This window comes from Pseudoalteromonas sp. 10-33, from assembly GCF_001469195.1.
Classification (GTDB): domain Bacteria; phylum Pseudomonadota; class Gammaproteobacteria; order Enterobacterales; family Alteromonadaceae; genus Pseudoalteromonas.
Genome location: NZ_LOFI01000012.1, coordinates 217,432 through 232,123 on the forward strand (window position 1 = coordinate 217,432; position 14,692 = coordinate 232,123).

Genomic DNA, 14,692 nt, shown 5'->3' on the forward strand with positions numbered 1-14,692 from the left:
GCCTTATGCTGTATAAATAACTTACTTTTATAACAGTTTAAGTTATTTAACTACTCACCTTTAAAAAAGATTTATTACTAACCTGATTTAGGTTAAGAAGGATTATTTTGAAAGCAGCTGTATACACATTGATTGCTTTAATAGCATTTGCCGCCAATTCATTATTTTGCCGAATGGCATTAGCTGAAGGGGATATAGATCCCTACAACTTTACCATCATTCGTTTGTTAAGCGGAGCCGCGTGTTTAGGTATCATCATGAGTGTCACCACTTATAACCAAAAACGTAAAGGGTTATTTAATGATGCAATTTTGAGTGATACTGGCAGTTGGCGAAGTAGCATTAGTTTACTGGTTTACGCTGTTTGTTTTTCGGTGGCCTACGTTGAGCTAGATACTGGCACTGGGGCGCTTATTTTATTTTCAGCGGTGCAACTGACCATGATTGGTTGGGGTATTTACAACAAAGAGCAGTTGAGCGGCGTGCAGTGGACTGCTTTTTTTGTAGCTGTAGCAGGTTTTGTATATTTAATGTTGCCCTCGGCCGCGGTGCCTTCTTTAATAGGAGCAGGATTAATGGCTTTGAGTGGTGTAGCTTGGGGCGTATATAGTATTCGTGGCAAGGTCTGTGTTTCACCACTACGTACTACAGGATTTAACTTTGTAAGAAGTTTGGTCGCGCTCCCCATTTTATTACTTGTTAGTATGAGTTATTTTAATTCGCTGACAATACAAGGTGTTTTACTTGCTTGTGCCTCTGGCGCAATAGCATCTGGCATTGGTTATAGTATTTGGTACGTTGCAATGCCATTACTTAAAAGCACCCAAGCTGCGGTTGTACAATTGTGTGTGCCCGTAATTGCAGCGGTTGCTGGCGTCATTTTTTTGCAAGAGCAATTAACACTTGAATTTATTAGTGCAAGTTTACTTATTTTAACGGCGGTACTGGTATTTATTTTAAATAAACAGAAGGAGTAGCTCCTTCTTTTTATGGTGAACTTACGTTAGTCACAAAGCGCTTATATAGTGCAGGTAAGTGCGCTAATAAGGCATTTTTACCAAGTAGATCACTGTTTTTAATACATGCATGTAAAGCACTTTCAGTTAGTTGGGTCACTAGTAATTGTGATTGCTTAATATGACTAATATGCCAAAGTTCCGGCGCTACCCCGTTTAAGTCTTCGCGATAAGGCCGATAAAATCCAAATTGATTGAGGTGAGTGCTTAGCCAATCACTTAATGGTGCAAAGGGGCCACTTTGTTCATATTCATGAGGCGATAATTGCAGTTGATAATCATGAGTAACTGCACTTTTATCATACACATCAAAGTCAGTGCCTAAATGATGTCTACTTGCGCCAGGCAGTGCTGAATAACGCATAATCGCTATACATTTTTCAATATCGCTCAAGTGCGTTAAATCAACAACGTCTTGTTGCGAATTATAAACAGGTTTTTGTCCTGAAAATTTGTTATTCCAGATTAGCGCTTGGCGTTCAAAATCTCTAAAACTTGATGCAATAGTTAAATCAAATCCGGCTTGTTTAGCTGCGTTTTGCAGCGCGATAAAATCTTCAATAATAGCGCTATGCAAACGATGGCTTTGGATGTTAGTTAAATGTGTATCATTTTGCCCTGTGATACACGCTATTGTGGGTAATTGTAAATCAGTCATTAGGTTAACAATTGTTCAAGGATTTGTTCGTAAATGTCGGTGAGTTTAATTAAGTCATCTGTACTTACGCATTCATCAACTTTGTGAATGGTGGCATTACGAGGCCCAAGCTCTATAACTTTAGCACCCGTTTGTGCAATAAAGCGCCCATCAGATGTACCCCCCGTCGTTTCTAGATTGGTTGCTAACCCTGTTACAGATTTAATTGCGTTAACGGTTGCATCGACTAGAGGGCCGTGTTCAGTAATGAATGGAAGGCCATTTACAATCCAGCTTAACTCGTAGTTTAATTTGTGTTTTTGTACTATGTCTATTACACGCTGTTGTAATTGTTGATGTGTGACTTCGGTGCTAAATCTAAAATTAAATTGCACGTCTAGCTCACCAGGGATCACATTACCTGCGCCGGTGCCTCCATTAATATTTGATATTTGAAAGCTGGTTGCCGGAAAAAACTCATTTCCATTGTCCCACTGGGTTTGGCTAAGTTCGGTTAATGCTTCAGTGGCCAAGTGAATCGGATTTTGAGCTAAATGAGGGTAGGCAACGTGTCCTTGAATTCCTTTAACTTTTAAAAATCCGGTAAGCGAGCCGCGTCGGCCATTTTTAACTACATCACCTAATACATCCCGAGATGAGGGTTCGCCAACCAAACACATATCAATCTTTTCACCGCGAGCTTCTAGTGTATCAATAACTCGGGTGGTTCCATTTATAAATGGACCTTCTTCATCAGAGGTGATCAAAAAAGAAATTGATCCTTTGTGGTTGGGGTGCTTAGTTACAAAGCGCTCAGTAGCAATAAGCATGGCAGCCAGGGAGCCTTTCATGTCGGCTGCTCCCCGACCATGCAATAAACCATTTTCGACCAATCCAGAAAATGGTGGGTGCTGCCAGTTTTTTGCGGGTCCAGTAGGCACTACATCTGTGTGCCCAGCAAAACAAAAATGCGGCGACTGGTCGCCTTTGCGAGCCCAAGTATTTAATGTATCAGTAAAAAATAGTGACTCTATATTAAAGCCTATCGCTTCAAGCCGTTCATTCATCATTTGTTGACAGCCAGCATCCTCTGGAGTGACAGATTCACGCTGTATCAAAGCTTGTGCAAGTGCAATTACTTCATTCATTATTTAAAAATCTCATCGTATTGCGCGGCTTTAAAGCCTAAATGAAAGTCAGTGCCATTCACTAATACTGGTCGCTTTATCATGGCGGGCTGTTCAACTAATAATTCAATGGCATTTTTCTTAGTTAAATTTTGCTTCTGTTCGTCACTGAGTGCTCTGTATGTAGTTCCACGTTTATTAACTAGTTGTTCCCAATCTAATTTATCAGCAAATTCCGCGACCATTTGTGTATTAACCCCTTCTTTACGGTAATCGTGAAAGGTAAACTCAATATTATTATCTGTAAGGTATTTTTTAGCTTTTTTAATTGTGTCGCAGTTACTAATTCCGTAAAGAGTGATCATAAGTTACTTCTTTTTAATGATAGTTAATAGAGTGTCTTCGCCTGCCTTTACTTGCAGGTGTGAATGATGAAATGTACCTAGGTTGTGACCATTAAGTAAAATTAAACTTCCCAGCAGGGGGGAGTCTAATTCTCTTAAGTCAAAATATGCTAGTCGTTGACCTTTAAATACTTGGCTGCCATTTAACTGGGCTATATGTGTATGTGTAATTGCTGCAGATTCCGGTAAAGTTAGGTTAATCAGTATCTTCAACCCATTTTTAGCCTGTAAAATAAACTCAGTCCCCGCGTTTTTAACTTGTAGTAAAACCCCATCAAAAGGCGCTAATATTTTATGACTGGTTGCTTGCACCATGACGCCTGGGCCAAGGGTACCAAAACTGAACAAAGGCTCTGGGTGGTCACTCAATTCTATTACCTTTCCCGTAAAAGGACTGGTGATATTAATGGCGTCTCGGGGTATTTTATTTTGTGCAATTAGTTCTATTGGTTGTGCTTTCATAAATTAGTTTGTTACCACATTATAGCCATCTTTTTGGAGTGCTTTAATTGCTTCTTTCGCAGTTTGTTTTTTCACTAAAATATAATCAGTGTCGTAAGTTGAAAGAGAAAAAATAGATATTTGTGCCTTTGCTAACACACCAGAAATATTTGCCATAATCCCCGTTAAGGAAAACCCCAAAGGGCCAATTACCTCAAGTGCTTGCCAATTAGATTCGGTATCAAGACTTTGTAATTCAAAATTGCTGGGGCATACAATTGATAGTTCGTCATGAGTTTTTGAGATAAAAAACAACGGAAGTTTTAACAAAGCAGCAGGAATATCTGCATCTATATCTAAACTATGTATAGATAAAATGGTGCTGTGTAATTGTAATGTTTGTTTTGACATTAAAAACCTGCGAACAGCAAAGAGGATTTATTAATAGTATAGATTATTAAAGCTAAATTAAAGCGGTAACTAGGTTGCAAAATGTAGACTAAGAAAACTTACCCACAATTTCTGTGGATAACTATGGGGGTTGAGAGGTGTAAATAGCCTAACTAACTAATTTATAATTAAAAATTAGCTAGGCTATAAAAAGCACATGTTTATTAAAGCGTTTAATTAAGGGCTTCTACTTGTGCTGCTTGAATAGCTGTTAATGCAATTGTGTACACAATATCATCAACTAATGCGCCTCTGCTTAAATCGTTCACTGGTTTACGCATGCCTTGAAGCATTGGACCAATACTAATTAGATCTGCACTTCTTTGTACGGCTTTATATGTAGTATTACCGGTATTTAAATCAGGAAAAATAAACACCGTTGCCTTACCCGCAACAGGGCTGTTAGGTGCTTTTTTAAGCGCAACGTTTTCCATAATTGCAGCATCGTATTGAAGGGGACCATCAATAATTAAATCGGGACGTTTTTGTTGTGCTATTTTAGTTGCTTCGCGCACTTTTTCTACGTCTGCACCTGTACCTGAAGTACCTGTGCTATAGCTAATCATGGCTACACGTGGCTCTATACCAAACGCGGCAGCTGAATCAGCTGATTGAATAGCAATGTCAGCGAGTTGTTCAGCATTTGGATCTGGGTTTATTGCACAGTCTCCGTAAACGAGAACCTGATCAGGTAACAACATAAAAAATACCGACGACACAAGTGACGAACCAGGGGCTGTTTTGATCAGCTGCAATGGTGGTCGAATTGTATTAGCCGTAGTGTTAACTGCGCCAGAAACGAGTCCGTCAACTTTGCCTTGTTCAAGCATCATAGTACCCAGTACTACGTTATCAAGTAATTGTTCTTGCGCTACAACAGCGGTGAGACCTTTGCTTTTTCGGATTTCGACCATAGGCTCGACATAATCATTAATGATGCTGCTTGGTTCTACAATGCTTACATTTTCGTTGAGCTCTATACCTTGTTGCTCAGCAATACGCATTATTTCTTCGCGATCACCTAACAAAATGGTTTTTGCTATACCGCGTTGCCCACAGATAGCAGCCGCTTTAATAGTTCTAGGTTCGTTGCCTTCAGGTAAAACAACCGTTTTGCCTGCTTTACGGGCTTTATCTGTAAGTAAGTATCTGAAAGCAGGTGGCGAGAGTTTACGTGTTTTCCCCACATTTTTTGCCAGTGAGTTCAGCCAATCTGAGTCAATATATTCAGCATTGTGGCTTTTCACTTTTTCTATACGTTGGTCATCATCGCTTGGCACTTCCATATTAAAGTTATGAAGTAACAACGATGTTCGCCATGTATCGGCTTCTGTTGCTAAAATTGGGAGGCCAGTTTGCATTGCTTGTTCGCACAGCGCCATAATACGCTGTTCTGGCATAAAACCACCGGTGAGTAGTATTGCCCCAATTTTTGTACCATTCATTGCCGATAAACACGCAGCTACTAAAATATCAGAGCGATCGCCAGGAGTAACTAATAGTGCACCTGGTGTGAAATGGTTTAAAATATTAGACACTGTACGTGCACAAAATGTAATACGACGCAGGCGTCGATGCAGCATGTCACCTTCGTTAATAATAGTGGCTTTTAAATATGCACTTAGATCTTTTACTCGGGGGGCAACTAAATCAAAATCCCATGGTATTGCACCAAGCAACATGAATGGGTTTTTTCTAAAAATTGGTAGGGATGCTAAGCGGTTTAGTTCGTTATCCACTTCATCAGGTTTGTAAGAGTCAACTAAGTCGGCGCGTGCTCTGCCTTCTTCATCTAGCGGAGCATTTACTTTATTAAAAATACAACCTAATACACGAGGGTGGTCAATTCCACCATAGTTACCCGCTGCAATTTCAAGGCGATCTTCAAGTTGAGTAATATTGTCATTACCAGGCGTTAATACAAATACAATATCTGCACCTAAAGTTTGCGCTATTTCACGGTTAACACGCCCTGCATAAGGCTGTTTACGAGTAGGAACCATGCCTTCAATAATGGCTACTTCATCATCGTTAATTTTACTTTCGAAGCGTTCAACAATTTCTTCTAATAAGTCGTCGCCTTTTGCATCGCCAATCATTTGCTCTGCGTAATCCAGTGCAAATGGAGTTGGTGGGTCAATAGGGGAGCCTTGTTTTATTATTTGTGTCGATTTTTCTGGACCGGTTTCGCCAGAACGTGGTTGAGCAATAGGTTTAAAAAAATTAACTTTAACTGCTTTTTGCTCTAATGCACGTACAAGCCCAACTGAAACTGATGTTAACCCAACTCCCGTAGAAATCGGTATCAACATAATACGGTGTGCCATATTAAAGCTCCTTAACAATGTTCGCAGAGTCTAGGGCGATGACCCATTCCTCATTTGTTGGCATAACAACACTTTTGATACGAGAGTGTTCTGTGCTGATCACACCTTGTTGGCCAAAGCGAGCATCTAAGTTTGCTTGTGCGTCACATTCTATGCCTAAAAAGCCAAGTTGAGTGATCACTTTTTTACGTATGATATCTGAGTTTTCTCCAATACCGCCGGTGAAAATAAGTGCATCAAGACGCTGCAAAGGCACCATGTACGACGCAATTTGTTTAGATAAACGATAGCAAAACATATCTAAGGCTAGAGTTGCTTGTTCATTTCCTGCTACAGAGGCTTCTTCAATGGTACGGCAATCGTTAGAAAGTTCGCTAATGCCTAATAAGCCACTTTTTTGATTAAGTAGGTCATCTATTTGCTGCGCACTATAATCAAGTTGCGTCGTTAAAAAGTTAAATAAGCCAGGGTCAATATCGCCACTGCGAGTGCCCATTACTAACCCTTCAAGGGGGGTTAGGCCCATACTTGTATCAACACTATTACCATTTTTAATCGCACATACTGAGCAACCATTACCCAAATGAGCACTTATAAAATTGCTTTTTTCAATAGGTTGGTTAAGTAATTTTGCTGTTTGGCCGGCAACATAAAAATGGCTTGTACCGTGAAAGCCATAGCGTCTAACACCAAACTCGGTATATAAATTGTAAGGTAGGGCATAAAGGTATGCGACCTTGTCCATTGTTTGGTGAAAAGCGGTGTCGAATACGGCAATTTGAGGCAAGCCTTTAAACGAGGCTTGCGCTGACGAAATACCCAGTAAGTTAGCATGCCCATGAAGCGGTGCAAGCGTAGCCGCTTGAGTGATGCTTTCAATTACTTTGTCGTTAATTAATACTGATTTAGTGAAATGTTCACCACCATGAACAACACGGTGACCCACAGCGATTAGCTGTTCATCTAGTTTATGATCTTTTATTAACGTTACTAACGTATCAATTGCCTCAGCATGAGCTTGATTCGGCGTTAAATCAATGAGGGTTTTAACTCCTTTGAATTTATACTTTACCGACGGAGTTGCTGCACCTAAACGTTCTGCTAAACCAGATATTATTTCATTACCGGTGTTTGCATCAATAATGGCAAATTTTAAACTTGAGCTACCACAATTTAGTATTAAAACATGTTGTGGTTTAGGAGCAGGTGTTGGCATAGATTTGATTTCCATAAATAAAGTTTAGTCAGTGAACGTTAAGCTATTTTGTTACACTAATATATTAATAAAGCGGCTAAAGTGGGTTATTAAGTAAGGCTATCAATAAGCTACTTTAGGCTTTTATTTTAAACCATTTGCTGTACTTAGTTTAGTGTTTTGCACAATTTAACAGCAAAATTAAGCACTTTTACTGATTAAGTGAAACCATATGAATTTGTGTTACAATTTATTGAGCGCAAGCTCATTTATATATTGAATAAAGTTAATGTGAGGAGTCGTGATGCAAAAAAGTGTGATGTCACAAGTTCAAATTGGCCGACAGTACGCAAAACAATGGCCAATGCGAAAAGAGCTCGCTCCGTTGTTTAGTGAGTTCAGAGTTATTAAAGCAACAGAACTGGCTATCACGGTTATGCCGATACTTGCTATGTTAACGTTGTTTTTTCAACTTAATTATTTGGGGCCTGATTTTTTACCTCAAGCTATTGCCAGTGCATTATTCTTCATCTCACTACCTTTGCAAGGTTTATTATGGCTAGGGAAACGTGCGCAAACACCACTAGACCCTGTTATGCAAAACTGGTACAAAGAGCTTCACACAAAAATGGTCGCTAATGGGTATCAAGCCAAACTAAGTGAAAAGAAGCCTCGCTATTTAGAATTAGCGCATTTACTTAAAGATATGTTTGAAAAAATGGATAAAGCGTTTACTAAAGAACAGTTTTAATAAACGCTAGCGTTAATCATGCTTTCTTAAATTGCGTAATATAAAATGACAAAGTCACTAGGTGGTCACCTTTTTCTTCTAGGGCCTGCCAATGTTCAGGTCTAAATTTCCACGCAAACGGTGTCATCATAATTAGGTTTTTAACATCATTAATACTCAGTGTAACTTGCTCAGTGATTAAATCTTGGTGAGTTTCAGTAAAACCCTCAGGTACATCTACTTTCGTATGCTCGTTTACTGTTTGGTAAATATAAGCTTTTAACTCTTTTAAATGCCATGGGCCCGGGCTTGCGACCACAAGTGTGGCATTTGGTTTAGCGAGTCTATCAAGCTCTTTAGAAAATAAAGGCGCAAATACACTTATCAGTATATCAGCAAACTCTTTTTTAAATGGTGCCTGGCTGATTGAAGCCACACTAAAATGGCAATGAGCATATCGCTTTGCGGCATATTTAATAGCTGACTTTGAAATATCTACACCATAAATATTTGCTTGTGTGTTATCTGCAATAGCATGAGTGTAAAACCCTTCACCGCACCCTAAATCAATAATATTATTACCTTGTAAACGGCTGACAATATCGCTGAGTGCTTGTTGTAAAAACGCATAATAGCCTTGCTCTAAAAAAGTACGTCTTGCCTGTACCATTTCAAGTGAGTCACCGGGCTGTTTAGAGTTTTTGTTTTGAACAGGGAGTAAGTTAACGTAGCCTTCTTTAGCAAAGTCAAAACTATGATTGTTTTCACAACGCAGCGAATTTAAAGAGTGTGATAGCGATTTGCTACATAAAGGGCATTGATATTCAAGACTCATGAGTCAAGGTAGTCCTTGTCGTAAAAAGTTTTAACCCAATGGGGACGGTACGTGATTAAGATAGTGATAGCCATTCCATTTAACATGGCTTCTGGAAACCAAATTATAGCACTTAAATAAACGTAATTGTCTGCAAGTTCTGGCCAATTGTACTGGCCTAAAGAGAAATAAAAGAGGGCACCCAAACTTATTTTGATACATGCTATAAACCCTGCAGTTATAAAAGCACAAACAAATATATATACAAAAAAATGCCGCGGTAAATAGTGATAGCATAAAATAAAACTTAAATAACTCAGCAATATAGGTATAAAAGCACCAATTAATATTTGCACAGGTAAAAGGTCAATATCAACGTGTCCAAATGCCAGTAGTAAAGCACTTGCTAGCAGGCTACTCAAAATGGCTAGCCGCCAGCCCACTATTAATGTAGCTGCGGTAATACCCAGTATATGTAAGTCTAGGCCGGTTAAAATACCGGCTTTAATGCGCCAAAGTAATGCAAACACAAGGGCACAGGCTAATACGCCTGTCTGTCTAGCTGGGGTTCCATAAAGCGACTTATAGGTGTTTTTGTCAAAACTGAAAATCGCAATTGCGAGTACAATAGCCCACATAAGCCCTTGTGTTTCTATACTTAGCATTATAGTTACTTAAACGTTGACCAAATAGGTGCATGATCTGATGGCTTTTCGATCGCGCGAAGCTCATAATCTATTCCCGACTCGGTGCAACGCTCAGCAAGTGATTGAGTTGCAAGTACAACATCAATTCGCAGGCCGCGGTTATCTAAAAAGCCTTTAGAGCGGTAATCAAACCAAGAATATTGATCGTTCACCTCAGGATAGAGTTCTCTGAATGTATCTTTGAACCCCCAATCTAGAAGTGCTGCTAGCCATTGACGTTCTTCTGGCTGGAAAGAGCACTTACCTGTTTTTAACCAGCGTTTAGCGTTTACATCGCCAATACCTATGTCTAGGTCTGTGGGGGATATATTTATGTCACCCATAACAACCACATCTTGTTCGGGAGAGAGGTGTGTATTTAAGTGGGTCATCAAATCTTTATAAAATTGGCGTTTATACGGGAATTTAGTTTCGTGGCTAATGTTATCGCCTTGCGGGAAATAACCATTCATAACTGTAATGTCGCGGCCGTTATCTTGTTCAATAGTGACACTGATCATGCGCTTCTGCGACTCATCTGTGTCGGTAGCAAACCCTTTTAAGACCGATTTTGGCTCTTTTTTGCATAACATAGCTACGCCGTAATGTGCTTTTTGACCATGAAAGTAGACGTGGTAACCCATTTTTTGAACATCGTCTAATGGAAACGCTTCATCATGAACTTTAATTTCTTGTAAGCCAATTACGTCTGGTTGATGTTTATCAATAACAGCTTGTAATTGGTGAAGACGAGCACGCAGACCATTGATATTGAAAGAAATCACTTTCATTCGATTTACCTTTAAATTAGTGCTTATATTAATGGTAAATTGTATCAGTAATTTAGCTTATATAACATGTCTGAAATGACAAAATAGCTGCGCAAATGTTGATCAAATGCTGGTGAAAGTTTAAACATTGTTAATGTTGTATTAATTTATAAAATAAATAAAAAATTCAATTGATCTGCACAATATTGGCTATATAATGCGCGGAAATTCATTGGCAAACTCGTTCACATAGGATCTCTCATGAAAGCACAATTATTTTTAGCGGCAACATTATTAGTATCTTCTTCTGTTTCAGCTCAAAGTAACACTTACTTTAGTCAAGACAACTCAATTGAGTCTAAATTGTGTGTATTAAGCGCAAACGAAGGTTTTTCTGCGGCACGTAAATTAGCAGCGAAGCACAACGTTTACTTATCGCGCTTTTCACAAAGCATTATGTGTAACGGTCAAGATATTCGCGATATTGCAAAAAAAGATTCAACAAACAACATAATTGAAAACAAAGTAGAAGTGTTTGCTAAAGACGCTCAACAAGAAACTCAACTATGTATGACTGCACTAAAGCAGGGTTTAGCGCCAGTACGTCAAAAAATCGGTAACTTAAACTCGCTAAAATGTAATGGTCAAAAAGTTACTGATTTTGTTAAGCGTTACCAAAATGCTGCAATTTAATTAGTACAACAAGAATTAACGAGAGCCCAGCTTTTAAAGCTGGGCTTTTTTTTTGCAAAATTTACAAGGTTGATTGAAAAGGTTTCAAGGCTAACGTATTGAAATAGAATGAAAAACATACGGTCAATTTGCAAGTTATTGAAATTTATATTTATTTCATTTTGGCATTAGACTTGTATTAGTTATTGTGGCATTTACTAACAACGAAGGACACGTCTTATGAAAAAGTTAACATTAGCAACAACTATCCTAGCAACATTAAGTTTAGCGGCTTGTGCGTCTAATCAAGGTCTTGATAAAATAGATAGCGACTTTGCAAGTCTAGACAACGATAGTGACGGTTTCATCTCAAAAGTTGAAGCTGACGATGATAATATTTGGGGGCATTTTTCTAATATCGACACCAATATGGATGAAGAAATTAGTCGTAAGGAATTTAATGCCTACATGCAATTAAATACTGGTAAAGTTGCTACTGACAGTGATGTGAGCGAATCAGCTTTTAAAGCAAATATTGCTAAGTTTGATAAAATTGAAAGTAGCTTCGCAAGTTTAGATAACGACAGTAATGGTTACATATCAGTTGTTGAAGGTAACGACGACGATATTTCTAACCACTTTGGTTACATGGACAAAAACAAAGATAAACGAATTAGTAAAAACGAGTTTACGGGTTACATAAAGAAATATGGTAAAGCCGTAGCTGAAGATGATGCATTAAAAGTAATTAAACACAGCTAACTGTGATTTAGTTTTAAAACAGCAAGCCAGTTATAGTAACTGGCTTTTTTTATGGGTAAAGCTCAGGAAGCGCTTATCTTTACAGGTTGAACTTGCAGCAATCTGTTTGGTATTTAGGCATGCTTAGTGTGGTTATTCCCTATAAATTGGCTATAACACAGGAGCCGTTATCGAGCCCACCAAGTTACAAACTTCGCGCCGAATTAAACAACCCCTAATTTAAACCCATCTTCATTTGTAAAGATAACAGACCTAATAAAATTACCAGATATATTTTCCTAGTTAGTGCTTATTCTGTCATAATAGATGGCTGTGTATTTTTATTTATTAAGAGTGTATATGGCTGGGCGGCGAATTAGTGATGAGCAGTTAGTTGAAATCATTGAAGCTGCAATTTTTGTTGCAGACAAACCCATAAGTAAACGCCATATTAAAGACACTGTTTTAATGGATATTGCAATTTCTATGTCACGAATAAACCATGCCATAGAAACGATACAAACACATTTTCAAACCCGTGGCATCCGCCTTGTTGAAGTGGGCAGTGGTTATCGATTTCAAGCGTGTAGCAGTTTAAGTCCTTGGTTGAGTAACCTTTGGCAAGAACGAGCGCCTAAATACTCACGTGCTTTATTGGAAACACTATCACTTATTGCCTATCGTCAACCCATTACACGTGGCGAAATTGAGCAAGTAAGAGGGGTAACAACGGGTTCGAATATAATTAAAACTTTACTCGAAAGAGAGTGGGTTAAAGTCGTAGGGCATAAAGAGGTACCGGGTAAACCCGCTTTATACGCCACGACTAAACAATTTTTAGATTATTTTTCATTAACGGGTTTAGAAAACTTACCTGCGTTACCTGCGCAACAAGAAAGTAAAATAGACCAGTTATTAAGTGATCCTTCTGTGAGAGAACCATCCGAATGAATGTACAAGGTGAAAAGTTACAAAAAGTCCTAGCCAGAGCTGGTGTAGGCTCGCGCCGTGAAATGGAAAAATACATTGACGCAAACCGCGTTAGTGTTAATGGCAAAGTCGCTAAATTAGGTGACCGCGTTGAAGAAACCGATTTAATTCGAGTAGACGGTCATACCGTAAAAATTGAAGAGAAAGCAGACAGAATTTGTCGTGTGATAATGTACAACAAACCAGAGGGAGAATTGAGTACACGCAAAGACCCTGAAGGTCGTCGTACTGTATTTGACAGACTACCTCGTATTGATGGCGATCGTTGGATAGCTGTAGGCCGACTCGATGTAAATACATCTGGTTTAATGTTGTTTACTAATGATGGTGAATTAGCAAATCGTTTAATGCACCCAAGTTATGAAGTTGAGCGTGAATATTCCTCGCGTGTGTTTGGTGAAGTAACAAACGAAACACTTAAAAACTTGATGCGTGGCGTAGAACTTGAAGATGGTCCTGCAAAGTTCACGAATATTAAACCACTAGGTGGTGAAGGAATTAACCGTTGGTTCAATGTAACGTTAAATGAAGGGCGTAACCGCGAAGTTCGTCGTTTGTGGCAATCTCAAGATGTTGAAGTGTCGCGTCTTATCCGTATTCGTTACGGTAAGTTAGAGCTCGACAAGCGCGTTCCACAAGGTGGTTGGGTTGAATACGACTTAGATACCGTTAACTATTTACGTAAAACGGTTAAGTTAGGTCGTGAAACGCAAACTAAACTTTCAGTTATGCCAGAGAAACGTAAAGACAAACGCGCTAAAATTAATCAAATTAGAAAAGCGGTTAAAAAGCACAATCAACGTGTTAAGTCGACTAAACGTAAGTAACATTTTAACGTTCATAAAAAAGCCGCATTGTTGCGGCTTTTTTTATTTAGGCTATTAAAAATTAATACCTGTTACTTTTTTATTTGTGCATCTAATGACTCGCCATTGACTGCAGTTGAATCATCACTCATTAAATATAAGTAAGTAGGCATTATGCTTTCAGGCGTTGCCAACTTATCTCTATCTTCACCCGGGTATGCCGATGCGCGCATTGATGTACGTGTGGCGCCTGGATTAATACAGTTTACGCGAATGTTTGTTTTACCTACTTCACAAGCCCACGTTTGCATCATACCTTCAACTGCAAACTTAGAGATGGCATAGGGCCCCCAAAACTCACGGCCTTTTCGACCAACACCTGATGAGGTGAAAACAATAGACGCGTTGTCTGATTTACGCATTACGGGGAATAATGCTTTGGTGATCATTGCTTGAGCTGTCACATTAACTTTCATGATGTTCTCAAACGTAGATGAACAAAAATGCTCTAGTGGCCCAAGAGAGCCAAGTATGCCTGCATTATTTAGAAGCCCGTCTAAACGGCCAAACTGATTTTCAATAGTCGCAGCAAGATCACGATAATTTTGTTTTGTCGCGCCCTTTAAGTCCATTGGTACAATTGCAGGTTTAGGATATCCGGCATTCACAATTTCATCGTATACGCATTCAAGTTTATTTGTTGTTTTACCTAATAAAATGACTGTAGCACCATGTTTGGCATAAGTAATAGCCGCTACTCGGCCAATACCATCGCCCGCGCCGGTGATTAAAATAACTTTATCGTTTAATGCATTTTCAGCTGCTTGATAAGTGTGCATAAAAGTACCAATTGATAGATTTTTTTTGATTTTAACATAGCAAATCG

At 38.9% G+C, this 14,692-nt stretch carries 17 protein-coding genes; 6 read left to right on the plus strand and 11 right to left on the minus strand.

Annotation, left to right across the window (positions count from 1 at the left end):
• Positions 1-107 precede the first annotated feature (107 nt).
• On the plus strand, positions 108-977 hold the full coding sequence (locus ATS76_RS08850) for a DMT family transporter (RefSeq protein ID WP_058551838.1): 870 nt from the start codon (positions 108-110) through the stop codon (positions 975-977).
• A 10-nt stretch (positions 978-987) separates the two neighbouring features.
• Here ATS76_RS08850 and ATS76_RS08855 read toward each other — a convergent pair whose 3' ends face one another.
• The 7 genes from ATS76_RS08855 to ATS76_RS08885 all read right to left on the minus strand — a co-directional run bounded on the left by ATS76_RS08855 (position 988) and on the right by ATS76_RS08885 (position 7,618).
• Complete coding sequence (locus ATS76_RS08855) at positions 988-1,674, minus strand: M15 family metallopeptidase (protein ID WP_058551839.1); 687 nt, start codon at positions 1,672-1,674, stop codon at positions 988-990.
• Positions 1,674-2,801, minus strand: a complete 1,128-nt coding sequence (gene dapE, locus ATS76_RS08860; protein ID WP_442960105.1) for a succinyl-diaminopimelate desuccinylase — start codon at positions 2,799-2,801, stop codon at positions 1,674-1,676. The genes ATS76_RS08855 and dapE overlap by 1 nt, the downstream gene beginning before the upstream one ends.
• On the minus strand, positions 2,801-3,145 hold the full coding sequence (locus ATS76_RS08865; protein WP_058551841.1) for an ArsC family reductase: 345 nt from the start codon (positions 3,143-3,145) through the stop codon (positions 2,801-2,803). Before ATS76_RS08865 ends, dapE begins: the two co-directional genes overlap by 1 nt.
• Positions 3,146-3,148: 3 nt before the next feature.
• A complete protein-coding gene (locus ATS76_RS08870; RefSeq protein WP_058551842.1) occupies positions 3,149-3,646 on the minus strand; it encodes a PTS glucose transporter subunit IIA in 498 nt (165 codons plus the stop codon).
• A gap of 3 nt (positions 3,647-3,649) precedes the next feature.
• A complete protein-coding gene (locus ATS76_RS08875; RefSeq protein WP_058404430.1) occupies positions 3,650-4,036 on the minus strand; it encodes an ACT domain-containing protein in 387 nt (128 codons plus the stop codon).
• Positions 4,037-4,248: 212 nt separating this feature from the next.
• Positions 4,249-6,402, minus strand: a complete 2,154-nt coding sequence (gene pta, locus ATS76_RS08880) for a phosphate acetyltransferase (RefSeq protein WP_006792172.1) — start codon at positions 6,400-6,402, stop codon at positions 4,249-4,251.
• Position 6,403: 1 nt separating this feature from the next.
• Positions 6,404-7,618: an acetate kinase gene (locus ATS76_RS08885; RefSeq protein ID WP_058551843.1), complete on the minus strand. Its 1,215-nt coding sequence runs from the start codon at positions 7,616-7,618 to the stop codon at positions 6,404-6,406.
• 283 nt (positions 7,619-7,901) lie between these two features.
• On the opposite strand from ATS76_RS08885, the gene yfbV reads away from it, so the two are divergent.
• Positions 7,902-8,348, plus strand: a complete 447-nt coding sequence (yfbV, locus tag ATS76_RS08890) for a terminus macrodomain insulation protein YfbV (protein ID WP_058404433.1) — start codon at positions 7,902-7,904, stop codon at positions 8,346-8,348.
• Between the two features lie 16 nt (positions 8,349-8,364).
• On the opposite strand, the gene ATS76_RS08895 is transcribed toward yfbV, so the two are convergent.
• From ATS76_RS08895 to xthA, 3 genes are read right to left on the minus strand one after another with little or no spacing between them, the layout of a single operon-like run.
• Positions 8,365-9,162, minus strand: coding sequence for a putative RNA methyltransferase (locus ATS76_RS08895; RefSeq protein ID WP_058551844.1), 798 nt, complete (start codon positions 9,160-9,162; stop codon positions 8,365-8,367).
• Positions 9,159-9,806 (minus strand): energy-coupling factor ABC transporter permease, encoded by a 648-nt coding sequence (locus ATS76_RS08900; protein ID WP_058551845.1) that lies wholly within the window; start codon positions 9,804-9,806, stop codon positions 9,159-9,161. Before ATS76_RS08900 ends, ATS76_RS08895 begins: the two co-directional genes overlap by 4 nt.
• Positions 9,807-9,811: 5 nt before the next feature.
• Positions 9,812-10,618, minus strand: a complete 807-nt coding sequence (gene xthA / locus ATS76_RS08905) for an exodeoxyribonuclease III (protein WP_058551846.1) — start codon at positions 10,616-10,618, stop codon at positions 9,812-9,814.
• A gap of 240 nt (positions 10,619-10,858) precedes the next feature.
• On the opposite strand from xthA, the gene ATS76_RS08910 reads away from it, so the two are divergent.
• The 4 genes from ATS76_RS08910 (at position 10,859) to rluB (ending at position 13,827) form a co-directional block, all read left to right on the plus strand.
• Complete coding sequence (locus tag ATS76_RS08910) at positions 10,859-11,290, plus strand: hypothetical protein (protein ID WP_058404437.1); 432 nt, start codon at positions 10,859-10,861, stop codon at positions 11,288-11,290.
• Positions 11,291-11,509: 219 nt separating this feature from the next.
• On the plus strand, positions 11,510-12,031 hold the full coding sequence (locus ATS76_RS08915) for an EF-hand domain-containing protein (protein ID WP_058404438.1): 522 nt from the start codon (positions 11,510-11,512) through the stop codon (positions 12,029-12,031).
• 339 nt (positions 12,032-12,370) lie between these two features.
• Positions 12,371-12,961 (plus strand): SMC-Scp complex subunit ScpB, encoded by a 591-nt coding sequence (gene scpB, locus ATS76_RS08920; RefSeq protein WP_058404439.1) that lies wholly within the window; start codon positions 12,371-12,373, stop codon positions 12,959-12,961.
• Positions 12,958-13,827 carry a 23S rRNA pseudouridine(2605) synthase RluB gene (gene rluB / locus ATS76_RS08925; RefSeq protein ID WP_058404440.1) on the plus strand — a complete coding sequence of 290 codons (870 nt, stop codon included), beginning with the start codon at positions 12,958-12,960 and terminating at the stop codon, positions 13,825-13,827. The genes scpB and rluB overlap by 4 nt, the downstream gene beginning before the upstream one ends.
• A gap of 71 nt (positions 13,828-13,898) precedes the next feature.
• On the opposite strand, the gene ATS76_RS08930 is transcribed toward rluB, so the two are convergent.
• Entirely contained in the window at positions 13,899-14,645 is a 747-nt protein-coding gene (locus ATS76_RS08930; RefSeq protein WP_058551847.1) for a YciK family oxidoreductase, read from the minus strand.
• Positions 14,646-14,692: the final 47 nt, after the last annotated feature.